Below are 24,468 nucleotides of genomic sequence, written 5' to 3' on the forward strand. Positions count from 1 at the left end.
GGGCTTTTTATCCTGGGGCGGCTTACATTAACTCAGAGAAACAGTTCTGGTTGTCTCTGACGAATGTGTATTCAATTCGATGTCTTTTTCCTGTACGTGGTTACCTTCGATCAGGATCACTTTATAGGTACCGTCCGGAAGTTCGTTCAGGTCAAAGCGTGTGCGGGTTGCGGATTCTCCTTTCGTAATGGTTTTGCTGGCCAGCGTCTTGCCATATTGGTCTACGATGTTGAGAGATACCATTTTGGCCGACTTAACTACATTCACATCTACTTTTCCATTCTGGCCCGACACTACCCAGAATCTGGTCTCGGTATTCGGTGTGGCAGAAATGTTTGTTCCGGTAGCGGTCGTGCCAACCTGTGCAAAAGCAGTTGAAGTGAATGACAATGAGCAAGCAAAAATTACCGATGCGATGAGCGTTTTCATGGTTCTTTGTATTTAAAAAGTGATGGTTTTGTTTTTGCAGGAGCAACCCTGCCCCTGACTGATGATACAATGTTAAGGCGGTATTCATCAGCAGCAAAGCACATTCGACAGATAGGCAGGGAACGACGACAAACAGGTCAAATTTGATCATAATAACCTGTAAATGAATATATTATATCCAAATTTCCTGTTTAATAGATTAAAATGACGGTTTCGTAGAGCAGGACGGGTATTTCATTGGGTCGGCGGGCTTTTTTGCATAATCGTTCTATGGGACCCGAAGGATGAAAACGCCATTCCGAAATATTGCAATGGCACTGCTGTTCCGGCTGCAGGTGGTAGGAAGCGCCGCACAATCCTTATCCCGTGGTCTTTCGGCACGCCTGCTCACCAACCAAATCGGTTACACCAGTCATGGCGCAAAAACCTGTACGACAAAAGGGGAATAAGGTCAGACCGGAAACGCCCCTGCTGCCCGGGGTCGCAATGAATGAGCCGGGCGGCGCGCGCAGGATAACCCGTCTATCGGAACGGGCAACTACAATAGAGTATCGGACGCCCATGGTCGCTTGCACGCGGTGGCTGATGACCGAAATGGCCGTAGAAAAGTGATTTTTATATGGATTCATACCTCAACCAGATAACCGGTGCACCGGATCGCGCCATTACCAAACCATGAAAACAGCTCTCTTCACGGGATTGCTTGCGGCCATCGGGCTCGCAGCTTTTGCGCAGCAACCCGCAAACCGCCCGGTATTGGTTGCCGGATTTCCGGTCAATTATCAGGAAGACTCAGTAGGTAATTACACCCTGCCCGATCTGCTCAAATGCACAGACGGGCAAACAGTGACCAGCGCGAAAATCTGGACCGAAAAGCGTAGACCGGAGCTGATCAGGTTGTTTGAAGAAATTCAATTCGGCGTAACACCGGGCCGCCCCGGCGAAATGACGTTCAAAGTTTTTGATCAGGGTACCGTTGCATTCAATGGCAAGGCAATGCGCAAACAGGTAACCGTTTATTTTACAAAGGATACGTCGGACCATAAAATGAACCTGCTGATCTACCTGCCGACTGCGGCCGCCAAACCGGTGCCGTTGCTGATGAACATTTCATTTGCCGCTTACAATCAGACTATCGAAGATACCGGACTGCTGGTGAACAACATCTGGAACCGGGAGGGCAAGAGAGTCAGAGCCGACCAGCCAACGCCTTTCGGGAAAATGAATGTGGAACAATTTCTCGATGCCGGAATTGGTTTTGCGACGGTTTACTACGGCGATATAGAGCCCGATTTTAAGGACGGGATAAGCTACGGGATCAGGAAACAATATTTAAGACCAGGGCAAACTGAAACCGCGCCCAATGAATGGGGCGCTATTTCCGCCTGGGCCTGGGGACTGAGCCGGGCTATGGATTATTTTGAAACCGACAAGCAGATAGACAGTAAACGTGTTGCCCTGCAGGGAGCGTCGCGCCTGGGAAAAACCGTCCTTTGGGCTGGCGTGCGCGACACCCGGTTCAAAATGGTGCTCGCTAGTATATCCGGCGAAGGCGGGGCGGCGATCAGCCGTCGCAACTATGGCGAAACGGTGCAGCATATTACCGATCCCTCACGCTACCTCTATCAGTTTGCCCCCAATTACCATACTTATGCAGACAAGCTAGACAAGATGCCGATCGACGCCCATATGCTGGTGGCATTAATGGCGCCCAGGCCCTTGCTGCTCCAAACGGGCAGTACCGATTATTGGTCTGACCCGAAAGGTGAATTCCTGTCGGCTATAGCTGCCGCTCCGGTATACAAACTCTTCAAAGAAACCGCCCCGGAAACAACCACAATGCCCCCGGCGGGCGATACTTCGTTGCTCATGAACCACTTGGGTTATTACATGCACGAGGGCGGGCACACGGTTTTGCCCGGTGACTGGACGCTTATGATTACTTATATGAAGAAATACCTTTGAGCGTCAGGAGCTACTGAGTTAATTAGTGATCGCTTCATCTTATTCTTGAGTTACTTCGGACCGTTTCCCAAAGGATACCGCAACACTGGCATTGCCTCTTCTGTAAAAGGGTTGTACTCGTCATACCCGCTTTCATGATTGCGGGCGTCGCGCCGGAATATCTCCCCTGGCTTTGGATGCCAGTTAATCAACCGGGCGGGATCGGTGTCGCTCACAATGCTTTTTTCGCTGGCACCCGGGACGACCAACTGAAAAACAGCAGGAACATGAGAAAATAAAAAGGTTTAGAAAATAAATTCATACAGTAATGCTCGTAGATCAGGGCCTGAGAATGGTACCGTCGCTGCTTCTGATCTGCCAGTTGGAGCCTTTTTTGATTGGATATTTGGCGGCAAGGCTTTCGTTGATATCCACGCCAAGGCCCGGCGCCTCGTTCACATACATATAGCCCTTTTTCACATAAGGACTTCCCGGAAACACTTCCAGCATTTTGTCGGAAAAGCTCACCGCCTCCTGGATCCCCAGGTTCCAGATCGCAAAATCAATATGGCTGTTGGCTGCATGTCCTACCGGTGAAACATCACCTGGACCGTGCCAGGCCGTTTTAATGTTAAACCATTCGCCCAGTCTTGCGATTTTCATCCCTGGCGTAATACCGCCAACCTGCGAAATGTGGCAGCGGATATAGTCGAACAGCTGGTTCACCATCGCATCCCGCCATTCATTGGGATTGTTAAAAATCTCGCCCATTGCAATGGGTACCGTTGTACTCTGCCGCAGTTGTTTGAACCAGCCCATTTGTTCTGGCGGAAACGGGTCCTCAATGAAAAACGGATGATAAGGTTCCAGCTGCCGGATCATGTTGATCGCACCGATGGGCTGCACCCGCTCATGGATGTCGTGCAAAAGCTCAATGTCTTCGCCGCAGCGTTTCCTGACCACCTCAAACATCTTAGGGATGGAGCGCAGATAGGCAGATTCGTTCATATGTCCGTCGCCCGGGTAACCGTAGCCCGCTTCCTGGAAATCGGGCTTTTTCCCGGCTGGCGTGTTGGCGTAACCGCTCTGGATGCGCATATAGCCAAACCCCTCCTCCATGAATTTCAGAACATTATCCGCGCATTGTTCCGGAGTGTTTCCGCCGGCGTGGGTATAACAGGGTATTGCAAAACGCGCTTTTCCGCCCAGCATCTGGTACACCGGCATATGGGCGCGCTTGCCTTTGATATCCCACAAAGCCTGGTCGAGCCCGCTCAAAGCATTGTTCAAAACCGGCCCGTTACGCCAATACGAACTTACATAGGTCGATTGCCACATATCTTCGATGTTATCCACGTCCTTTCCGGTGCAGAACTCATTGAGGTAACTGTTCACCGCCGTCACCACCGCCTCGGCACGCTGTGTGAATGTGGCGCAACCCAATCCGTACAATCCCGGCTCGGTCGTCTCCACTTTTACCACGATCAGGTTATGCCCCATTGGAGCCGTCGCAATCGCTTTCACGCTTTTGATTTTTACAGACGCCATTCCTTTGGCATAGGCCGGAGTAGTAACATCTTTCGCCTCGGCGGATTTACCCCCGAACAAGCCAAGCAGTCCACCCGCCGAGCCAAGTCCGAGCATTTTCATTCCTTCCCGCCGGTTCATGGACGGGGCAAGATCTATTTTGTTAAGCATGGTTGTTTTTTTGATTCTTAAAACTGATTCTTGCCGGAGTAGCTATGATCCTGATTGAACAAGCTTCCATCAAAACTATCACTCAATACGCTATACGCAGTATCTTAAAGCATCTTCGTTGATGATCTATAAATACCTGGTGCAATTCCTGTATCGAATACAATAGCAGCGTTTTTACCGGCTGTACCGAAATTTGTCTGAAAAAATAGGGCAGCGCTTCAAATTTTGTGGGCGCCAAAAATGACGCCCACTGAGGTTTAGGAAGTAGTCGGCAATTAGCTTGTTAATATCCCGGGTTTTGCTTCATCCCAGGGTTGGTATTGGTTTCAAATTCCAGGGGCGATATCGGCATCGCGTAATGCTCGTCGCGCCATACAATGCTCCTGCCGGCAGCTACGGTTTTGAAAAATGCGGATTCCTGGGCACCGAGTCTCAGGCGGCGCACATCTTCCCACCATCTGGTTTCGCCAAAGAACTCCGCCCATCTCTCGTATAAAAGAGGGTTATTGGCCAAATGATCGTCCGCTGGTGCTTTGGTCCTGTCGGCCAGACTTTTGTAATCGACCGCGGAAGGAGCGTTGGGTGGGAAACCGTAGGCGCGTCTTTTTACTTTATTGATGTATTCCAAAGCAAGGGCCGGGTTGCTCGATTTCAGGATTTCGGCATACATCAGGTAAATGTCGGGCAGGCGAATGAAATAGAAGTTAGCGCCTGCAACGTTCTTGGTTTCTTCCAGCTTACCATCCAGGTATTGGTTCTTTTTGAGCGGCCAGCCGTAGAAATTTTCCTTTTTTAGCCCGGTTGCCGCATCCAGGTTATACCATTTCCCGAATTCCGCCTGCGCAATTTTATAGAATTTGCCTGCCACTTTGATCGAATCGAAAAACGGCTGCATGGCGCAAACATAAAGCCGGGGATCGGGGCCGTCGGCCTGTGTGCCTACCAGCGCGCGACGTGTATTTTGCTGCGTCACATAGGCTGGTTTTAATCTCCATTTGCCGTCCACCTGTTCCATCTGGTTAAATGGCGCATCGTCCACATATCCGAACCTTTTCAGGTTCTGATCGTGCATATACTGGTTGCTGTAACCCATCGCCTTCCTTTCGTCGTCGGCGGGATCAATGTAAAATGGCGTGTAGAGCAGGGAAACCGTCGAACCGGTGTTCTGCGCACGCGAGCCGTTGCCGTTTGCCGCTTCGGGCTGTGCTTTGTTGCCTACCTCGTAAAACGACTCCGAATTATACTCGTACTGCGTGTTGCCATTGAACATATTCTTGTACTGGGTAAAGCTCACCAGCGATTTGCCGCTGTTGTTGATACAATCTTCCAGATAGATTTTGGCGCTGTCGGGCTTCTCGGCAAACAAATATGCCTTGGCAAGCCCTGCCTTAGCCGACCATTGGGTGGCCCGGTGCACATCTTTCTGGGTTTCGAGCAATGTTGCGGCACGTTTCCAGTCTTCGATAATTGCCTGGTAGGTCTCTCTTGTTGTGGCACGGGGTACAGACATGGACGACAAGTCTTGCGGTACAGTCCGGATGATGGGCACCCCCATTCCGTCCAGGTTGGGCTGCCCGTAAAGGCTTTGCAAATGCCAGAGATAGAAGCCTCTCATGAACAGCGCTTCGCCTTCTTTGGTATCAATGGCTGCTTTTTCAGTTTCCGGCGCTGTTGTGCGGTATTTCGCAATGGCTTCCAGAGTACTGTTCGCGTAATAAACGCCTTTCTGGACGTCACGCCATTCCTGCGAAATTTTGTTGTCGCCCAGTTGGGCTTTGCCAATGCATATCCCGATCCAGGATTCATCCCCACGCCATTGCAGGTCGATGGTATGGTCCAGGCAATACATGGAATAGCCATGCCAGAAATGCCCCATGAACCCCCATTCGTGCTGGACGCCGTAAATAGAAACGAGCATTAAGTCCAGGTCGGCCAGCGATTTCGGGAAATCGGCGGGAGAAATGGAACTGTTGTCTTTCACGTCTAAAAATGAGTCGCTGCAACCGGTGTGGGTGCCGGTGATGACCGCAAAAAGCAGGATATAGATTAGTTTTTTCATCATTGAAATCTTTTTGATAAAGCCTGTTTTACTCGTTGATCTTTTAAAAACTCAGATCAAGTCCGACTGAATACAGCTTTGTTTGGGGATAAGTATCAATTCCGTATAAGCCGTGATTTTTTACATCGTTGGAAAACTCCGGGTCCAGGCCAGTGAACTTGGTGAAAGTGAGCAGGTTTTGCCCAGTCACATAAATCCGGAGCTTTTGCAGTTTCAGCTTATGCACCAGTCCTTCGGGAAGCGTGTAACCGAGAGACAGGTTTTTTACTTTCAGGTACGATCCGTTTTCAACAAAATAGGATGAATACCAACCGTAGTTCTTGCTTGGATCGATGATGAATTTATTGGGGTTTGAAGGATCGATCACACCCAGCCGGGGCTGGTTGGTAAGCCCGTTACCCAGAAAATACGACGCATTGAAAATTGCGGGGGTGGATTGGTAATCCTGCTGGAACGACTGTTCGAATATTTTGGAACCGTTGATCACATCGCGGCCGGTGATACCGAAGAACTGCACCATGAAATCAATCCCTTTCCAGGCCAGGTCGATGTTGAAACCGTACTGGAATTTGGGCCAGGGGTTGCCGATGAATGTTCTGTCGAGGTCCGTGATCTTGCCGTCGCCATTCAAATCCTTAAACCTGAAATCGCCCGGACCCGTATACTGCTGATTGTAGTAAGCAACCGCACCAGGCTTAATGGTCCCGGCTGCGAGTGCTTTTTCGGTCGCGGTAGCGTTCAACTGGTCCACCTCGCCCTGGTCCTTGATCAGTCCTTCCGTGATCAATCCATAAATCTGGCCCACAGGCTGCCCGTTGACGGTTTTGAATGGAGAATTACCACTCATGAATGCAAGGCTTCCGCTATAAATGTAGGCGGTGGGCAAACCGAGATCGACTACTTTGTTATGATTTTGAGAAATGTTTCCGGAAATGTTGTAGCTCAGGTCGCCGCGGCGGTCGCGGTAAGAAACCGTCAGCTCCCAGCCCTTGTTGGATATTTTTCCAATGTTGACCGGCATGGTACTGTTGGCTGCATTGAATGGCGCTATGCCCGACGACAAAGGAATAGGCAGGTTATACAACATATCCCTCGTTTCGCGGTCGTAGTATTCCGCGGAAAGCGATAGCCTGTCGCTGAACATGTTCAGGTCGAGACCTGCGTTCACGGTATGGATCTCCTCCCATTTGATATCCTTGTTAACCACCTTGATGGAGTTGAAACCGCCTACGATATTGGTTTCGTCAAAGCTATGCTGCTCCACTTGCTGGTAAGAAGGCTGATACGCATAGTTACCAATCGCCGCGTCGTTACCCAGGATACCCCAGCTCAACCTGGGTTTCAGCAAGGTGATGAGCTCGGCGCCGATGTGCTGGAAAAACGGTTCTTCATTCACTTTCCAGCCCACGCCTACTGAGGGGAATACCCCCCACCTGCTCGATGGCCCGAATTTGGTGGAACCATCCCGACGCACATTGGCGGTCAGGATATATTTATTCGCATAGGTATAGTTCAGACGGCCAAACTGCGACAAAAACCGGCCATAGCTCAGAGCACCACTGGCTGTTTTGTTCGGGTTCGTCGACAGATCAAATGATTCGGCCACCTGAACGGGAAACGAGGTGGCATTGGCACTCAGGCTCGACCCGACGGATTTTTTGATCTCGTACCCCGCCATGATCTTGAAATCGTGTTTTTCATTGAAAACCTTGGCATAGGTCAATTGCGTCGTGAGCTGGTAACTTTCACCGAAACTGGATGATTTGGAATAGGATTCAACCTGGGCAGTCCTTAAGAGCAGGTTTTTTTCCGTAAAATTGTCCGTAAAGCCTGCATTGAAACCGCCGCCTGCGGTTGTCCTGAAATTCAGTCCTTTCACAATGGCCCAATCGGCATATACCACTCCGTCGAGCAGCAGGTTGTTGTTTTTCTGATGCATATAAGCCAGCGAAGCCACATCGTTACCACCGGAAAACTCCACTTCCTGTGGTACTTTTGCGAAGGTGCCGTCTGCATTACGTACGGCCATGTACGGCAGTGTTCTCCAGGGAATACCCCTTGTGGCCGGATTTTGGGAAGTTTTGGCCATGTAAATGAGGTGGCCGAATGTAAAATTCTTGGCAAGCTGGTAATCATTGTTGATCCTCAGCGAATAACGCTCCCAATAATTGCTTTTCTGGATGCCATTTTCACGTTCATAACCCGCCGACACGTAGTATTTTGCTTTGGCCGTACCGCCATTCATGGATAACATGTAAGTCTGCTCATTGCCACTCTGGAAAAGTTCGTCGAACCAGTTGGTATTAGGCAGGTCGGGATTGTTCCAGAGGCCATAATCCTGCTTAATGCCCCTGCGCGCACGGATGTAGTCCGGCGTCTGGAGCATATTGTAGGATTTGGTGATGTTCCGGACACCTACATTGGAAGAGAAATTAAAGCTGTTTTTCTGGTTAAAAGAACCCTTTTTTGTTGTAATTAAAACGACACCGCCCGCTGCCTGCGCACCATATATTGCGGCTGCACTGGCATCTTTGATGATCTCGATCGACTCCACATCCTTCGGGTTGAAGTTGCTGTTGTTGCCACGCACGATGCCGTCGATGACAAAAAGCGGGTTCAGTCCATTGATAGAACCTACGCCCCGGATGATGATCTGCGAGTTGGCGCCCGGCTTCCCGTTTTCTTTGCTGATCATGACACCGGCAGCACGTCCCTGCAATGCTTCGGTGAGCGATCTTACTGGCAGGTTCTTGATCTCATCGGCTTTTATAGAAGCTACGGAACCCGTCAGGTCCGAACGTTTTTGTGTTCCGTATCCCACCACCACTACTTCTCCAAGTGCCTGGACATCCGTTTCCAGGGTTACATTCAACTCAGAGCGGCCGTTTACGGGAATTTCGCGGGTCACATATCCGATAAAAGAAAAGACCAGCACCGCATCCTTATCCGGGGCATTGACTGAAAATTCTCCGTTTGCATTGGTACTCGATCCGGTCGTTGTGCCTTTTACAACCACGTTGACACCTGGTATGGGCTCTCCACCCGAACCCGTCACCTTGCCGTCGACCTTATGGAAGACCTTCTCGAACCTGGGTAGCGCAGGAAGGATTTCGCCCAGCGAAGAAGAGTCCGAACGGACTTTGAACCTGTTGTACAGCAGGATCTGTCTGCCTGTCAGTTGGTAGGAAATGCCGGTATTTTTAAAAACCTCATCAAGTGCGTTATTGATCGTGGCGTTTACCACATTGACACTGACGATCTTATGCACATTCACTTGCAGGTCGTTGTAGAAAAAGCGGAATGGCGTTTGCTTTTCTATTTCTTTGAGCGCCTCTTTTAGGGGAGTCGCATGCTTCACGATCGATATCTTGGTGGGTTCCGTCGCAGGTTTCCCTGCTTGAGTCTGAAAGAAAGTGGTCAGAGTCAGGATGAACAACGTCATCATCATATTTCCGGATATTTTGTTCAGGTATTTGAGTCTCCCGAATAAAGCATAGCGCTCAGTCGCCACTCCGTTAGGAAGTCGAGATTTTTTCATAGATTTAAAAGTTTTTTTGACAAAAGAAACATGACGCTGCCGCTCTCAGAAAGTGGCAGTTACTACGCCGGAAGTGTTGGTAGCACTTTCGGCGTTCTTTTTTTTGAAAGGCGTTTTTACATAGGCGGATGGGCTTTTATTGACAGAGTTTACCAGTTATATACACTTCATTATCTTCGATCCGGAACTGGATTTGATGCGACACTTTGATCAGCTGCAGCGTTTCAAGCAGCCCCTCCTGTTCCAGGTCGGCCGTCAGCTTGCAATTGAGGTTTTCCCTGTTCTCGACATGTATTTTTACATTATAGCGCTGTTCGAGTGCGGTGAATACTTTGTTGAACGGCGTCTCGTCGAATATCAGACTCAGCGGCGCTTTCACCTGGGCATCTTTTACGACCACTTCGGCCACGTCCACAGATTTTACGATATCCAGTGCCTTGGATTGTTTATTGTAAACAGCCCGTTCGTTGGGGTTCAGGATAACCTCCGCATTTCCGGGAACATTGTCCTTTTCGATTTTGACTTTTCCTCTTACCAGCGTGGTTTCGATCGTGCCCTGGTTTTTATAGGATTTGACATTAAAAGCGGTACCCAGCACCCGGATGGTCAGGTCGGAGGTATGTACCAGAAAAGGTTTTTCGGAATTGTGCGCCACGTCGAAAAACGCCTCCCCTTCCAGAAAAACTTCCCGGTTCTCTTTGTCAAAAACCTTTGGATAGCGCAGGTTGGAGCCCGCCTTTACCCATATCAGTGTCCCGTCCGACAGCTTTACTTTGGAGAGGTTATTTTGGGTTGAAATATTCTGGAAAGCGGATACAGTCGGCGACGGCCGCATTTTCCAGTAGCCTATCCCAATGAAAATACCCCATAACAAAACCGCTGCGACTCGGTAAATCCAGGCCGGTACGCCAGTCTGAAGTTTTCTCTCCGGTTGAAGCGGCAGCACATTTCCCGCATTCATCTGCTCCTCTATCTGATTCCATATCTCGAACCGCAGGGTTTTCAAAAGCTCAGGATGTTGCGCCAGATCGTCTTCCAAGGCCCTTTCGCTTTGTGAAAAAGAATGATACCACGCGTCGAGCTCTGCAAGTTCAGACGCGGAAATGGTCCCGTTCTCGTACTTTTCCAATAACCGGGCTAAATGCGTTTGTTTCACTATATGAAGATTTTATATAATGAAGACAATCCCGAAAAGTGATTGTACTATAAGGAGAAAAAATTTATTTTATTGTTCTTCAGAAACGCCATAAGTACTTGTAACACAAGCTATGCGCGGAAGCGGGTGATCCGTTGGCGAATCCGTTTCAAGGAGGTGCTGATCTGATTTCGCACGGTTTGGTGGGATATGGAGAGCAATTCGGCTATCTGGGTGCCGCTCAATCCCTCGTCCTTGCTGAGAATGAATATTTTCCGCATTTGCTCCGGCATGCGGCTGATCTCGTCTTTGATCACGTCTTCCAGCTCGCTCATTTCCATACCGGGATCCATGTCCTGGTACAAGTTGTCTACCTCCTCCACATACCGCTGCAAATGTTTTTCGTCGGTAAGCCGGTGCTGGATGGTATTTAGGATTTTATTTTTCAGGGAAATGAAGAGATAAGCCTTTACAGACTCCGGAACGGGCAATGTGCTGCGTTTGGACCAGATATTCAGGAAAATATCCTGCACACAATCCTTTGCCTCGTCCTTATTCTGCAACCTTGTTTTCGCGGCGGCATAGAGCTTTAGCCAATACCGGTCGAAAAGCATTTTGAAGGCCGACAGGTCGTCATGCCGACAAAGCTTTTCAAATAGTTCAATGTCGCTTAAATCTTTCACCCCGGGTATTTTACGCGCTGCCTGCCAACAGAGAATCAGCAATGGCTATGAATGTAAGGTAAAGTACGGGGGGTGTGGAAAATAATGATGCGGGGGCTGTATTTAAAATGGGGCTTAGGAGCTTGCCCCTGAATCCCCTCAAGAAGACTTGACGTTTTTTGCCGAAAATGCTCTCCCCTTAGGGACCCGGGGCATACCAGGCGTCTTCAACATTTGCTAAATGTGCTGACCTATCCTAATTTTAAAAACGGTTAGGGTCACTTCCGGCCAATGATATCTGGTTTATTTCATGAATGAGGGCAAATATATCCTGTTTTTTCTTGGCGCACTGGGAGCTTTTAATGCCCTGATCCTGGGTATTTATCTGACCTTTTTCAAGAGAAAAAACCTTTCAGGCTTCTTTCTGGGTTGTCTGCTGCTGGCATTGGGGATCAGGATCGGGAAATCGGTTTTTGTATATTTTAATCCGACGTTGGCGAAAATATACCTTCAAACTGGCTTGTCTGCCTGTTTCCTTATCGGACCTGCACTTTATTATTTTATCAAATCAAGCATCGAGAAACCGGGAAAGATGCCGCGAAGCTGGAAGTTTCAGGCGGGTGCATTGGTTGCGGTTATTGTTATTGCCGGGTTGCTGGCACCTTATTCGACACATCCTGCCATTTGGGGCCGCTATTTCATCAGAATCATATATGCAGAATGGCTTGTTTATATAGCCGCCTCAGGTATTCTTCTGCGTGAAATGATCGGCAGGCTGGTCCGGGATAATGCTTTGATAAAGGCACCCGAGAAAAGGTTGCTGGCTGTTTTCTTCGCCAACGTGGCGATTTTCTTCAGCTTTTTATCGGCATTGCTGTCTGCTAATTTTAGTCAAATCCAATTTGGCGGATACATGTACTTCGGTGGTGCGCTGATTTTCACCTTTGTGCTTTACTGGATGATTTTCTCGCATTTTTTCCAATCTAAAATTGAAGATCCCTTTGCTGTCAAGCCTGAGCGGTACGCCAATAAGAAAATCGATCCCGCCGAAGCCGCCGTCTCATTGCAAAAATTAGAGCAAACCGTGGTTTCACAGGGATTATTCAAAAACCCCAACCTGACATTGAGCGAACTGGCGAAAGTGGTCAACCTCTCGTCGCACCAGCTTTCCCAATTATTGAATGACGCTCTAGGCAAAAATTTCGCGACCTACATCAACGAATACCGGATCGACGAAGCCTGCCGGATGATCGAAGCCAACCACCCGTTTTCGCTGGAAGCGATCGGGTACGAGGTAGGGTTTAATTCCAAATCTACTTTTTACAGTTCGTTCAAGAAGGTGAAGGGGAGTACGCCGATGGTTTATAAGGAGAGTCGGGCTTCGGATTTTTTTTAGCCACGAAGGCAGGAATCGAACACCAGTGCATTCGTGCCTTCGTGGTCAAAAAATGTCGACTTCGTACCAATTTATAAATCCGTACCCCTGAAATCATAAATCCAGACTTCCTCTAAAAAGTGCCTCCCTACATTTGAAACGTTCATTTCCCGAACCCATCAAATGTTTTTATGCTGAAATTTCCTTCACTAATGGGAGTCCTGATTTTTAGTGTCTCCGCGGTTTTTGCCCAGAGTAAAGTCACTCCCGCAGATACCGTGCAGTCCGTTCCCGAGCTGGACCCAAAGCTTCTGGACGCTTTGATCATCAGAGGAGAGCGCGCTCCGGTTCAATACGACGCCGAAAAAACGGTCCTGAATATTGCCGGCAACAGTGCTTTCAAAACCTCCGCCAACACCATGGATATCTTGCGAAAAGCCCCAGGCGTAACAGTGAACCCCGACGGGACCATGCTGTTGTCGGGCAGGAACGTCCCGGCCATTTTTATCAATGGAAAACCCATAGATATGAGTCCCGAAGAATCGCAGGCTTATCTGAATGGATTGAATCCCGAAACCATCGAGGCCATCGAAATCATCAGCAACCCGTCTTCCCGTTACGATGGGAAGTACAGGGCGATCATTGATATCCGGCTAAAAAGGGATTTGTCGGTGGGCTGGCTGGGCAATGTCGCCAGCAGCATCCGCCGCCATGTGTACACTTCATCGGACAACAATCTGAACCTTTCTTACCGGACAAAAAATCTGACCTATACTTTGCGAAGCGGCTATGTGGCGGGCCGCGATTACTATCAGTACAATGCATTGCAGCATTTGGCGAACAGAAATTTCATGACCACGTATACCCACACCCGAACCAACAATAATAACCCGGCTTTACAGCTGGGTATCGATTATGCCCTTAAAAAGAACCAGCACATTGAACTTTCACTAAAAACCTACCAGGCTAACCGAAACCTTCTAACAAACAATACATTGACCTTCCAGGATTCATTACGGCAAAATACCCTGGCAGTTAACCAGACTGCAAACAAAGCGAAGCCCACCCAACGCAATTATGCCGCTAATGCCAGTTACGATATATCATTTGGCGGAAATAAAATCGTGCTTTTTGGCGCGCTGACGCACATCAGCAACAGACAGAAAGAAGACATTCAGATCCGCGATCAATTGGACGACGATTTGATTAGCTATTGGAAAACAGCGCTTAAAAACGACATTGGAATTCGCAACATACAGGTTGATTATACAAAGAACTTGAAAAAAGGCGTCCTCGAAGCAGGCGGCAAATATGCTTTCATCACCACGGACAATGATTTGAAATACGATACGCTAGCCAACGTTTTCGTTCCCGACGCGGAACGCACGAATCAGTTTTTGTATAAAGAGCGCATCACGGCGGGCTATATTTCCTATGCTTACAAGAGCCAGGCACTAAGCTTTAACCTGAGCTTACGGGCCGAAAACACCAGTACACATGCCCATTCAATTACAAACAATGAAACCCAGAACAGAAACTATTTCAATTGGCTGCCGGGGGCAACTATTTCTTACAATACAAAAAAAGGGATCTGCTAAGCATCGCTTTCACGCGCCGGATTACACGTCCGGATTTCGATCAGTTGAATCCGTTCCGGTTTTATTTGAGTCCGCTCAATTACCGGGTGGGCAATCCATACCTGCGGCCGTCGGTCACCAGTGCCGTAAAGCTGAGTTACAATTTCCAGGAATTCAATGTTGCGCTTACGCTGGGGAGGGAAAAAAATCTGATGACCCGGTATCCTGAATACAACCCGGCAACCCATGAACTCCTATACCTGGGCATGAACCTGCCTTACAGCGATTTTGCCAATCTGGAATCGGGCTACACTTTTTCCATTGCACGTTGGTGGAAAACGTCGCACAACCTCAATGTGAACTACAACAAGCAACGTATGCCCTATTTCGGGAAAACTTACGAGATAGGCGTAGTCGATTTCGCGGTTAGCGGCAGCCAGGTCTTTATTTTGCCAAACGCGATTACTGCCGACGTAACTTACCGGTATAAGTCCAGAAGCGGTAATAGTCTTTACATCAACAAGGACATGGGTTCCCTGGACCTGGGTTTGCAAAAAAGCTGGCTTGGCGGAAAGCTGAACACGAAGCTGAATTTTTATGATCTTTTTTACACTTATCGTATCAGCCTCGTATTTCGCGAAAAAACCATCATTGATAATCAGTTTACACATCTGTTCCGTACACGACGGGCGGTGTTAACATTGAACTATCAATTGGGAAAAGCAACTTATAAAGCCAAAAGCACGCGAAAAAGCGACGAAGAAGGAAGGGCTGGCAATTAAGGGCTTTTTCAGTCGCGAAAAAATTAAACTTTCAAAAAGTTTTGAAAGTTTAATTTTGACTTTATATTTGTGTATGGAATTAGCAGAAGCAAAACAGAAATTTATCGAATCGTGGGGGAAGCTTGGTTCAGAATGGGGTATCAACCGCACCATGGCCCAGGTTCATGCATTGCTACTGATCTCTCCTGATGCTTTGACGACCGAAGAAATCATGGAAACGCTGAGCATATCACGCGGCAACGCCAATATGACCCTCAGGGACCTGATTGGCTGGGGGTTAATAGAGAAACAGCACAGGGCCGGTGAGCGAAAAGAATACTTTTTTGCAGACAAGGACGCCTGGAATATCGCCAAACAGGTCGCAAAAGAAAGAAGAAAAAGGGAACTGGATCCCGTCGTGAAAATCCTGGACGAGCTCACAAAAGTCACCGGCGACCCAAAGGACCCCGAGTTTGCCACATTTAATAAATCGGTTACCGAGATCAATGCTCTCGTCAAAAATGTGGACAAAACCATTGATACCATGATCAGCGCAGAGGAAAACTGGTTTTGGGGGTCTATTATCAAAATTTTCAAATAGATATTTTTTTAATTCAAAGTTTCAAAATTTACTGAAAATTCAATATTTACAATATGAAAACTTTAAAAGATCACCTCATTCTATTTGACGCTGAATGCCCGATGTGCCAGCTTTATACCAAGGGTTTTGTAAAATCGGGCTTATTGGAAAGTGAAGGGCGGGCAGCTTACCAGGAATATCCGGCCCAGGCCTGTCCCACACTCGACTGGAACAGAGCAGTTAACGAAATTGCATTGGTCAATCAGAAAACCGGCGAAGTCACGTATGGCGTGGAAAGTCTGTTCAAAATCCTGGCTTCCGCAGTTCCTTTGCTTCGTCCCCTGTTTCTATTCAAACCATTCTCCTGGCTCATGCAAAAACTTTACGCATTTATCTCCTATAATCGCAGGGTTATCATCCCCGCTCCGGCGGCCACACAAAATTTCCAATTTCAGCCTGGCTTTAAAAAGCCATACCGGATCGCTTATCTTGCGTTCACCTGGTTTATAACGTCGTGCCTACTTTCTGCTTACTGGAAGTTTACGTTCGGTATGTCCCCTGAAAAGTATCATTGGAGAGAATTCATCATTTGTGGCGGGCAGATTGCATTTCAGGCCATTGTGATCCGCATTTACAAAAGGGGAAAGACCTGGGAGTATCTTGGAAACATGATGACCCTATCATTTGGCGGGGCGCTCCTTTTACTTCCTGCTATGATACTGGGGACTGTTATGGAAATCAGTTTGGCATTTTGCTTCTTTTGGTTTCATGCGGTCGTGGCCCTGATGTTTCTCGAACACATCCGTAGATCCCGGCTTTTACAACTAGGTAATGTGATGACTTTCAGCTGGGTATTATACCGGGTAATCGTGTTTGTGATTGTTTATTTCAGGTTAATGTGATGAAATACAGAAAAATAGTTCTTGCAGGAGGTAACGGTTATCTAGGCAAAGTTTTAGCAGAATATTACAGACCGTTTACCGAAGAAATCATCATTCTGAGCAGAAGCCGTGCCCGGGCGAGAGAGAACATCTCTACGGTTTGGTGGGATGCGAAATCCGGCGGCGATTGGGAAAACGACCTGAACGGCGCCGATATGATCATTAACCTGTGCGGCAAAAATGTGAACTGCAGGTATACTCCAAAAAACCGCGCGGAAATCATCGATTCGAGGGTCACCCCTACCTTGCTACTGGGAAAAGCCATCGAAAAATTGCAGCTACCTCCCAGATTATGGATCAACGTCACTTCCGCAACCATTTACCGCCACGCAGAAGACCATGCTCAGGACGAAGAAAACGGCGAAATAGGTTATGGTTTCTCCATAGACGTTTGCAGAAAATGGGAAGAAGCATTTTTCCAATCTGATACGCCTTCAACCCGCAAGGTCACATTGCGAATGGGAATCGTGCTTGGAAGTCGGGATGGCGTTTTTCCACGCTTGCTCAATCTCGTAAAGTTAGGTCTGGGTGGAAAGCAAGGCGATGGACGACAATATGTTTCCTGGGTTCATGAACAGGACGCGGCCCGGTGTACCGAATGGCTATTGCAAAACCAGGAGATAAAAGGGGTGATCAACTGCACCGCGCCTGAACCAATTAAGAATACAGAACTGATGGGGCAAATAAGACAGTTCTATGGAATTCCATTTGGGCTGCCGTCACCGGCCTGGCTGCTTGAAATCGGTGCCTTGATGATTGGCACAGAACCCGAATTGATACTAAAAAGTCGCTGGGTTATCCCCAAACGTCTTTTAGAAAACCGTTTCTCATTTCTTTTCCCAAAAGCGGAACATGCAATAAAGGATATATTGAGTACCAAGGTTTGATCATGGAGGCAAGTTGCAATGGTGCCAATACTAATCAGCCAATTGCTTCACCGCCAGCGGTACCTCCGGCTCCCCGTTGCAAAAACTTTCCGGTTTCCCCTGTGTCAAAGCCCATCTTTGGATCCATGAAATCCCCTGGGGCCCAATGAAACGATCAGGTGACTGGTAAGCAGGATGTTTCAATGCTTTTTCCAATGTGATGAACTGGTACCCCTCCTTTTCAAGCCTGGAAAGCAGATCGCCTAAGTAACAGGAATTAATTGTATTGGCGTGCGTCAGTAAAACTTGTGGAATAGGGCTGTGGAAAAGCGAGTCAGCCTGCGATTCGTAGAAATGAACCGAAGCCATCATATATTCAACATATTGGTTTCCAATACTTTTCGCCAATTCCTCATCCTGATTGGACAAAGCTTTATCATAAGCCGAAGAAAAAAGATAGTCCCGGTTGTTAATGGTAACAGGCGCTTCCTGATACCCTGAGTTTCTCAAAAAAATGGTCAGCGAATCGAGCTTTCCAGCGGTATTGCCGCGAGCGAGGTATGGGTGACGAAAATAACGCAGTTGCTTGTCATATTTCAACACCAGCGGTTTGAGCAACTTTTCGCCTTCTAAAACGTCATGCTGATACTCCAAAGGGGAAATCTGATTATAGCCTTTATGCGCAAACGTGTGATTGCCCAATTCGAAGCCAGCTTCCAGCCAATGCTCCAATAATTTCAATTGCTCTGGATCTGGCGTTGATCCGTTTAAAAGCTTTTCTTCGATCACAAATCCGACAGCCGGGACTTTGTGTTGCAGAAGTGGGGCGAGTAAACGCCGGGTAAGGAAATTACGGCCGCCGGTTGTTTGATAAAAATCGGATACCGTGGGCAGATCATCGACCGTAATGCAAATCTGCTTTTGCGCAAAACCGGTGCCCGGCAAATCCACAACCAGCATTAGGACAACAACCAGAAATCGACGCATCAAGATTCTTTGTTTAGAAACGGGTTTTTACCCGCATTTCGACGCGCCGGTTCATTCGTCGGTTTTCTTCGGTATCATTTGGCGCGACGGGTATTCTGCTGCCAAAAGCTTTGATTTTAATTCTGGCAGAAGCTATCTGATTAGCAATCAAATACTTCTTGACCATTTCGGCCCGATCGCTGGAAAGCCTGAAATTTTTCGCAGGATCACCCTTGCTGTCCGTATGTCCTGCCAATTCAATTTCAACAGTTTCATGGTTCTTCAGAAACTGAAGCATCCGTTCCAGCTCCGGTTTTGATTTGGCCAGCATCATGGACTTGCTTTGACTGAAATAGAGTACCGAACTAATCTCTTCCTTCAGAACCGGTTTTGATCCCTCCTCGTGATCTCCCCATTGTGCACTTCCTTTTGCGAGATGACGATCACGTAATTTCGGGGTTAGGTAGAAGACTTCAGTCGAACTCATCTTACCCGCTGAAATCGACTCGCTCAATGTTTCGTAGCCACTGGCATAAATGGTCATGTTGCTGGTATCGTTTGGCGGAATTTTGAACTTGTAAACGCGGTCCTCAAAGGCGGGTATAATTTGCTTCCCAGGCTTTTGACCCACCACAATGATCGTCGCGTCAATGGGTTGCAGCGTATACTTGTCTAGCACCCGCACTGTAACCCGCGTTCTTGAAACAATTTGCGGCCTCGGGACAACTGCATCTGCCAAGTCCTGTGCGATCCCGGCAACCCAGCTTAGCAACGTGCATAGAACGGTAAATAAAAAGACCTTCATCATTAGTTCGCCATTTTACCCCCGGAAAATTCCGTACTAACACTCATATACAAAGTTTAACAATATATAAAACTTACTGCAACGATAAAATACCTCCGGCTTCCATTCCAAGAATGTTAAATTGTTTTGAAATTTTGCCCATACGCTTCGATTTTGGCAAAAGCCCTTCATCCAAAGCAAAATCCAAATCCTGCTCATGCAATCGACTGTTGAGCAGATCATAGGCAGGGCTTAGCCGGAAATCGCCCTGCGGGAGGAAATAGACAAACGATCCCAAAACCAGATCAACATCCCCATCCCCCGTCGTGATTGGCATATTTGATGATTGCCGTGATCGCGCCGGGCTTGTCCCATCGCTGGCAGCACGTCCTTCCAAACAGTTTTGGTCAGCAATTCAGGTTTTACAAATCCATGGCAACGGCTGCAATGCGCGATCGAAAGCTCCTTTCCGGAAAGGCCGGAAGCGAGCGGTTCTTTGAACTCAGGTTTTTGAGTTTGCTTTTTTGAGGTGCATGAGATCGTCAGAAGGGTTATAAGAAAGCAGAAGAAGGTCAGGAATCTCATATATAAGAAAAAAGGCAAATGCTGGCTAGTGGCAAATGACGCAGGTGGCATTCTAAAATGCGATAATTTGGTCAATAATTTTTAGGTTAACAACAGCTAACCTTTAAATACCTGATCCCTGCCGGAGAATAATTCCCTTAATCCGCAATACGATTTTCGCAAGTAAATCTAGCGACGATCAACTTATTTCTCCAAAATGGCGGACTTTTAGCGCATTTCGTTACGCACTAAATACATTGCACGATTGCCTATGAATAATAATTATCTCAAAAGGCACGAGGAAAGCCTTAAATCCTCAGAGGTACTCATCTACAATCACGCGCACTATTCCAATAGCATACATTGCGCATATTATTCTGTATTCCAATACATGCTGCATTTTCATAAAGTCCGAAGCTCACGAATATTCAGGTATAGAGATAAACTGGCTCGCAACGGTTCACATGATTCGGTCATAAATGCTACCTTTGATATTCTCTCTGCAATAGACCGTCAGAAAGCCGATTACTTTTATAGAGAAATAGTCAAATTAAAAGCGGAACGAGTGGTTGCGGATTATAAGGAGCACCATATCGATCACACCAGAAGCATTGTAGCATACGAAACAGCGACAAAGCTCACTTCGATTCTATTAGAAACTATAAACACCAGGTAAGGTGAAAAAAGAAAACAAGCTAGTTATCAAACTCCTAGATGCGCTTGCTGAAAAGCATGGCCAGATGTCATTTTTATACGGCTTTGATGTATGTGCAAATCATCATGTTGTCGAGGTGACGCCTAAGGAAAGCTTCGAAAGTGAGGCGTATATCCTAGACGAGGCTGATGCGATTGCGGAGTTTATATCCAATTACCCTAATCAGTGCATACTTTTTCTCAGCAATGACCCCTACCTTAAAGTGGAAAATCCAATTTACGACACCGCTGCGCATGTTCGTAAAGTGAAGCCAACAAGGCGATCGGCTTCATCTGCAACTTTTCAACAGGATTCCATGAAGGGTTTGGCAAAATAACCGACCCGAATTCCTTCTTCCTCAATACATTGACCCAAAAACCCCTTCGCCGACCTCTCCGAATAATCGTCGACAAAAAATCTGGCGGATGCTGCGTCTCTAAACTCCGCAACCCTTTCGATCATTAGCTCAACTCCCGTTGAATTGATTACAAATGCCGAAATCCGAACAATTTCTTTACCGTCTTCGCCGCAATCGCGATGGAGGCATACTTCGGTTTGCGTTTCGGGGAGAATGATGATTTTGAAGTTCATAATGTGTTTTAGTTTTAAGGTGATTTCGAAAATGTCTAGTGGAGGCAGATTTGTATATTTACCTCAACACAACAAAATAGTTACGATAACACAAATATATTATCCAATTGGATAATATAAAAGTCTTTTCATATAATAATTATTTCTTTTTAAACAATATATAGATACCGAAACAAGGTTTATGATTCCAGTCGAAAGAATTGTTTCTATCCTGAAAGCAAAAAATTTGAATCCAACCGCAGCGGGAAGGATCATAGATCTATCACCTTCGAAAATGAGCAAAGTAATGTCTGGCGAACAGACGTTTACTCCTGATGCAATTGGCAAGCTCATCAAAGAATTTGACATTCACCCAAACTGGCTTTTCGGATACATTGGAACTGCCGACGAAGTGATATATATGTCAAACCTCGTTCCAGAAAGTGAGTTGTTAGCACGCGACAAGCAAATCCAGGAATTGAAAAATGAATTAGGAGAAGTCTACAAGCAGCTGGCGGAAGAGCGAAGAAGCAAGTGACAGGCTCAAACCGGGAATCTCAACTACTATTAGACCAGGTATCGCATTCATAATGGATAATCAGATGATAAGATTAGTATCTATTCGGACACTTTTTGTCTCGCTTTCCTCATATGCCCGGAAGTCTTCTGACGCACGTCCGCCGGAATTTCTCCTGCGGACGTTTCCAAGAGATCGCTGAGGCTTACCTGCTGCCTAAAAGTTGTTCGGCGCGGCGCATTTCTTCCAGTAATCCACGATCACCTTAATGGTATCCATCAGGTCTTCAAATGAACTTGGCTTGATAAAAAAGCCCTGAGCAGACATACTGTAAGCATCAATCACCATTCTCTGGCTGATGCCTGTGGAGAAAAATAAGTAAGGGATACATTTCAGTTTAAGCTCTGCGTCTGTGTGCAGCTTATCCCGCAATTCAAAACCATCCAACTTCGGCATATTAATGTCCGACAAAATGATGAAAGGCGCGGCGGCTGTGCCATGCAGGTATTCCAGAGCGGCCAATCCGTCCGGAAAATAAACCCGCTTATTGGTATAGTTCAGTGTATCAAACACTTGCTCCAAAATGAACTGATCGTCAAGATCATCCTCAATGATTACAATTTCGCCGTTTTTGTTCATTTGTTTCAAATGTAGATACCCGTCGTTCGATTATAAAAATCGCGCCAATACCGCCAGGTTCCCAACGGATTACCTCAAAACAACGCGTCAGATCGGAATAAAATGGGTAGGTTTGGGCCACTCCGGCCCACGAGCTACCATTCTGCAGCGCTGCCATCAGCATGTGTCCATATGGGGTTTTTCCAGTTGTGCCCCACCTCTGCCATTTTCCTGACCTGCGCTTCGTCGACGAGAATGCCCAGTCCGGGTCCGGAGGGAATGTTAACAAAACCGCCCTCATAGCTGAAAACCGATTTGTCTTCGAGGTAATCCATCAAATCGTTTCCCTGATTGTAGTGTATGCCCAGGCTCTGCTCCTGGATGAATGCGTTGTGACAAGTGGCGTCCACTTGCAAGCAAGCCGCCAAGGCAATGGGTCCAAGCGGGCAATGCGGGGCCGCTGCCACGTCAAATGCCTCTGCCATGGAAAGTATTTTTTTGCATTCCGTGATACCTCCTGCGTGCGATAAATCAGGCTGGATGATGTCGGCATAGCCATCTGTTAAAAGATTTTTGAATTGCCACCGGCTGAACATTCTTTCACCCGTTGCAATCGGTATGCACGTATGGTTCGCAATTTCGCGCAATGCTTCATTGTTTTCGGGCAGTACAGGCTCCTCAATGAACATAGGCCGGAACTGCTCCAATTCCTTCGCCAGCACCTTGGCCATGGGCTTGTGGAGCCTGCCATGAAAATCCACACCGATATCCAGGCCGTAACCCACCGCTTCGCGGATCGAAGCCACACGGGCCAGGACCAGATCAATCTTTTCGTAGGAATCAATGTACTGCATTTCATCTGTCGCATTCATTTTGATGGCTTTGAAACCACTTTCGAACGACATCTTCGCAGCATGGGCGACATCGGCCGGGCGATCGCCGCCGATCCAGGAATAAACTTTGATCTTATCCCTGCATTTTCCTCCAAGCAATTGGTATACAGGCGCATTGTAGAATTTCCCCTTGATATCCCAGAGAGCCTGATCGATCCCCGCGATGGCGCTCATCAGGATCGGGCCGCCACGGTAAAAACCGCCACGGTACATGGTATTCCAATGTCCTTCAATGTCCATCGGGTCCTTACCAATTAATGTTTCCATCAATTCGATAACTGCCGCTTTTACTGTGGCGGCTTTTCCTTCAATAACCGGCTCGCCCCAACCTGTGATACCCTCGTCTGTCTCTATTTTTAAGAACAACCACCTTGGAGGGACCTGGAAGAGCTCGTAACTTTTGATTTTCATTTTTAACCTGTTTACATATAAAAAACGCGGAGGCTACACAGCGATGGTTCCCTCCATTGCCAAAAGTACGTAAACCGCATTTTATATCCCGAACTGCAAACGTTATCAATCTAAATGATATCGTCCGGCTGCGCCGATCAGTAGTAAAAGCAAAAAACCACCTCTTTGGAGTAGCGCAGATATCCTGCGCCGGACACGGTCCTCATGAATCATTGATCAACATGCTTTTTACAAATAAACATTTAGGGGGGATCAGATCGGGGCAGGTTACTTTGGCCTTCCGAAAATGGAAAAAGTTGGCCGTGAAAACCGGCAGCAGGATACAGACTGCCTCCGGGCAGGTTGAAATCACCGCTGCTGAGGGATGCCGCAGGGATGAAATAAGTGAACAGGATGCGATCCAGGCTGGTTTTAAAGATCTGAAATCGCTCCTGGCCGCACTGGACAAGGTCAGCGAAGGCACCATTTACAAAATGGGTGTGGCTTACCGCGGCGAAGATCCACGCATTGAGTTAAGAGCAAAAACCAGCATTCCTGATGACGAATTTGAGGCATTGAAGGAGAAGCTGCAACACCTGGACAAGGCAAGCAAGCTGGGCAACTGGACAACAAAAATTTTGAGGGCTATACAGGAAAATCCCCGTCTGAGGGCGGCTGATCTTGCTGTCAAAGCCCGCAAAGAAAAAGAGTGGCTGAAATTGAATATCCGTAAATTGAAAAACATTGGCCTGACGATCAGCCACGAGCCTGGTTATACACTTTCGCCGCTTGGTGAACTTTTTCTGGACAGGCTGGACCAAGACAACAATGTTACCTCCCGCAGTACATCGAGTATAAAAAGCTAACGACGAACGCCAGCCCTTAACATATCCGTTATTTTGCACAC

The 24,468-nt window shown here is 47.5% G+C and carries 25 protein-coding genes; 13 read left to right on the top strand and 12 right to left on the bottom strand.

All coding sequences use genetic code 11. From position 1 onward, the window contains the following. Window positions 1-27: 27 nt before the first annotated feature. Window positions 28-429: a hypothetical protein gene (locus AC1XUF_RS08310; RefSeq protein WP_483341221.1), complete on the bottom strand. Its 402-nt coding sequence runs from the start codon at window positions 427-429 to the stop codon at window positions 28-30. 284 nt (window positions 430-713) lie between these two features. On the opposite strand from AC1XUF_RS08310, the gene AC1XUF_RS08315 reads away from it, so the two are divergent. The 3 genes from AC1XUF_RS08315 to AC1XUF_RS08325 all read left to right on the top strand — a co-directional run bounded on the left by AC1XUF_RS08315 (window position 714) and on the right by AC1XUF_RS08325 (window position 2,394). After that, on the top strand, window positions 714-878 hold the full coding sequence (locus AC1XUF_RS08315; protein WP_483341222.1) for a hypothetical protein: 165 nt from the start codon (window positions 714-716) through the stop codon (window positions 876-878). Further along, window positions 844-1,041: a hypothetical protein gene (locus AC1XUF_RS08320; protein ID WP_483341223.1), complete on the top strand. Its 198-nt coding sequence runs from the start codon at window positions 844-846 to the stop codon at window positions 1,039-1,041. Before AC1XUF_RS08315 ends, AC1XUF_RS08320 begins: the two co-directional genes overlap by 35 nt. Window positions 1,042-1,104: 63 nt before the next feature. After that, the gene (locus AC1XUF_RS08325) at window positions 1,105-2,394 is read left to right on the top strand and encodes a glucuronyl esterase domain-containing protein (protein WP_483341224.1); all 1,290 of its coding nucleotides are present in this window, start codon (window positions 1,105-1,107) and stop codon (window positions 2,392-2,394) included. A gap of 318 nt (window positions 2,395-2,712) precedes the next feature. Here the strand turns inward: AC1XUF_RS08325 and AC1XUF_RS08330 are convergent, their stop codons facing one another. The 5 genes from AC1XUF_RS08330 to AC1XUF_RS08350 all read right to left on the bottom strand — a co-directional run bounded on the left by AC1XUF_RS08330 (window position 2,713) and on the right by AC1XUF_RS08350 (window position 11,486). Continuing rightward, window positions 2,713-4,071: an enolase C-terminal domain-like protein gene (locus AC1XUF_RS08330; protein ID WP_483341225.1), complete on the bottom strand. Its 1,359-nt coding sequence runs from the start codon at window positions 4,069-4,071 to the stop codon at window positions 2,713-2,715. A gap of 283 nt (window positions 4,072-4,354) precedes the next feature. Continuing rightward, window positions 4,355-6,133, bottom strand: coding sequence for a RagB/SusD family nutrient uptake outer membrane protein (locus AC1XUF_RS08335; protein WP_483341226.1), 1,779 nt, complete (start codon window positions 6,131-6,133; stop codon window positions 4,355-4,357). A 40-nt stretch (window positions 6,134-6,173) separates the two neighbouring features. Further along, entirely contained in the window at window positions 6,174-9,668 is a 3,495-nt protein-coding gene (locus AC1XUF_RS08340; protein ID WP_483341227.1) for a TonB-dependent receptor, read from the bottom strand. A 136-nt stretch (window positions 9,669-9,804) separates the two neighbouring features. Next, window positions 9,805-10,824 carry a FecR family protein gene (locus AC1XUF_RS08345; RefSeq protein ID WP_483341228.1) on the bottom strand — a complete coding sequence of 340 codons (1,020 nt, stop codon included), beginning with the start codon at window positions 10,822-10,824 and terminating at the stop codon, window positions 9,805-9,807. A 110-nt stretch (window positions 10,825-10,934) separates the two neighbouring features. Continuing rightward, entirely contained in the window at window positions 10,935-11,486 is a 552-nt protein-coding gene (locus AC1XUF_RS08350) for an RNA polymerase sigma-70 factor (protein WP_483341229.1), read from the bottom strand. Between the two features lie 289 nt (window positions 11,487-11,775). Between AC1XUF_RS08350 and AC1XUF_RS08355 the strand changes: the two genes are divergently transcribed. The 6 genes from AC1XUF_RS08355 to AC1XUF_RS08380 all read left to right on the top strand — a co-directional run bounded on the left by AC1XUF_RS08355 (window position 11,776) and on the right by AC1XUF_RS08380 (window position 17,586). Continuing rightward, a complete protein-coding gene (locus tag AC1XUF_RS08355; RefSeq protein WP_483341230.1) occupies window positions 11,776-12,861 on the top strand; it encodes a helix-turn-helix domain-containing protein in 1,086 nt (361 codons plus the stop codon). A gap of 170 nt (window positions 12,862-13,031) precedes the next feature. Next, window positions 13,032-14,438, top strand: coding sequence for an outer membrane beta-barrel protein (locus AC1XUF_RS08360; RefSeq protein WP_483341231.1), 1,407 nt, complete (start codon window positions 13,032-13,034; stop codon window positions 14,436-14,438). Further along, window positions 14,387-15,199, top strand: a complete 813-nt coding sequence (locus AC1XUF_RS08365; RefSeq protein ID WP_483341232.1) for an outer membrane beta-barrel family protein — start codon at window positions 14,387-14,389, stop codon at window positions 15,197-15,199. The genes AC1XUF_RS08360 and AC1XUF_RS08365 overlap by 52 nt, the downstream gene beginning before the upstream one ends. Window positions 15,200-15,272: 73 nt before the next feature. Then, window positions 15,273-15,779, top strand: a complete 507-nt coding sequence (locus AC1XUF_RS08370; protein ID WP_483341233.1) for a GbsR/MarR family transcriptional regulator — start codon at window positions 15,273-15,275, stop codon at window positions 15,777-15,779. 53 nt (window positions 15,780-15,832) lie between these two features. Further along, window positions 15,833-16,660, top strand: coding sequence for a thiol-disulfide oxidoreductase DCC family protein (locus AC1XUF_RS08375; RefSeq protein WP_483341235.1), 828 nt, complete (start codon window positions 15,833-15,835; stop codon window positions 16,658-16,660). Continuing rightward, window positions 16,660-17,586, top strand: a complete 927-nt coding sequence (locus tag AC1XUF_RS08380) for a TIGR01777 family oxidoreductase (RefSeq protein WP_483341236.1) — start codon at window positions 16,660-16,662, stop codon at window positions 17,584-17,586. The genes AC1XUF_RS08375 and AC1XUF_RS08380 overlap by 1 nt, the downstream gene beginning before the upstream one ends. A gap of 30 nt (window positions 17,587-17,616) precedes the next feature. Here the strand turns inward: AC1XUF_RS08380 and AC1XUF_RS08385 are convergent, their stop codons facing one another. From AC1XUF_RS08385 to AC1XUF_RS08395, 3 genes are all read right to left on the bottom strand, one after another. Continuing rightward, window positions 17,617-18,552, bottom strand: a complete 936-nt coding sequence (locus tag AC1XUF_RS08385) for a polysaccharide deacetylase family protein (protein ID WP_483341237.1) — start codon at window positions 18,550-18,552, stop codon at window positions 17,617-17,619. Between the two features lie 13 nt (window positions 18,553-18,565). Then, a complete protein-coding gene (locus AC1XUF_RS08390) occupies window positions 18,566-19,339 on the bottom strand; it encodes an OmpA family protein (protein ID WP_483341238.1) in 774 nt (257 codons plus the stop codon). A gap of 70 nt (window positions 19,340-19,409) precedes the next feature. Further along, complete coding sequence (locus tag AC1XUF_RS08395; RefSeq protein WP_483341239.1) at window positions 19,410-19,652, bottom strand: hypothetical protein; 243 nt, start codon at window positions 19,650-19,652, stop codon at window positions 19,410-19,412. On the opposite strand from AC1XUF_RS08395, the gene AC1XUF_RS08400 reads away from it, so the two are divergent. Then, the gene (locus AC1XUF_RS08400) at window positions 19,646-19,843 is read left to right on the top strand and encodes a hypothetical protein (protein ID WP_483341240.1); all 198 of its coding nucleotides are present in this window, start codon (window positions 19,646-19,648) and stop codon (window positions 19,841-19,843) included. The genes AC1XUF_RS08395 and AC1XUF_RS08400 overlap by 7 nt on opposite strands. A 713-nt stretch (window positions 19,844-20,556) precedes the next feature. Next, on the top strand, window positions 20,557-20,910 hold the full coding sequence (locus AC1XUF_RS08405) for a hypothetical protein (RefSeq protein ID WP_483341241.1): 354 nt from the start codon (window positions 20,557-20,559) through the stop codon (window positions 20,908-20,910). Here the strand turns inward: AC1XUF_RS08405 and AC1XUF_RS08410 are convergent. Beyond that, entirely contained in the window at window positions 20,877-21,164 is a 288-nt protein-coding gene (locus tag AC1XUF_RS08410) for a hypothetical protein (RefSeq protein WP_483341242.1), read from the bottom strand. The genes AC1XUF_RS08405 and AC1XUF_RS08410 overlap by 34 nt on opposite strands. A 181-nt stretch (window positions 21,165-21,345) precedes the next feature. Here AC1XUF_RS08410 and AC1XUF_RS08415 point away from each other — a divergent pair, with 181 nt between their 5' ends. Beyond that, window positions 21,346-21,681, top strand: a complete 336-nt coding sequence (locus AC1XUF_RS08415; RefSeq protein ID WP_483341243.1) for a helix-turn-helix domain-containing protein — start codon at window positions 21,346-21,348, stop codon at window positions 21,679-21,681. A gap of 195 nt (window positions 21,682-21,876) precedes the next feature. Here the strand turns inward: AC1XUF_RS08415 and AC1XUF_RS08420 are convergent, their stop codons facing one another. Together AC1XUF_RS08420 and dgoD are read right to left on the bottom strand one after the other, a co-directional pair. Next, window positions 21,877-22,299, bottom strand: coding sequence for a response regulator (locus AC1XUF_RS08420; RefSeq protein WP_483341244.1), 423 nt, complete (start codon window positions 22,297-22,299; stop codon window positions 21,877-21,879). Between the two features lie 134 nt (window positions 22,300-22,433). Next, complete coding sequence (gene dgoD / locus AC1XUF_RS08425) at window positions 22,434-23,582, bottom strand: galactonate dehydratase (protein WP_483341245.1); 1,149 nt, start codon at window positions 23,580-23,582, stop codon at window positions 22,434-22,436. A 221-nt stretch (window positions 23,583-23,803) separates the two neighbouring features. On the opposite strand from dgoD, the gene AC1XUF_RS08430 reads away from it, so the two are divergent. After that, a complete protein-coding gene (locus tag AC1XUF_RS08430; RefSeq protein ID WP_483341246.1) occupies window positions 23,804-24,427 on the top strand; it encodes an ASCH domain-containing protein in 624 nt (207 codons plus the stop codon). Window positions 24,428-24,468: the final 41 nt, after the last annotated feature.

Source organism: Dyadobacter sp. HNCC25DJ185, assembly GCF_056895195.1.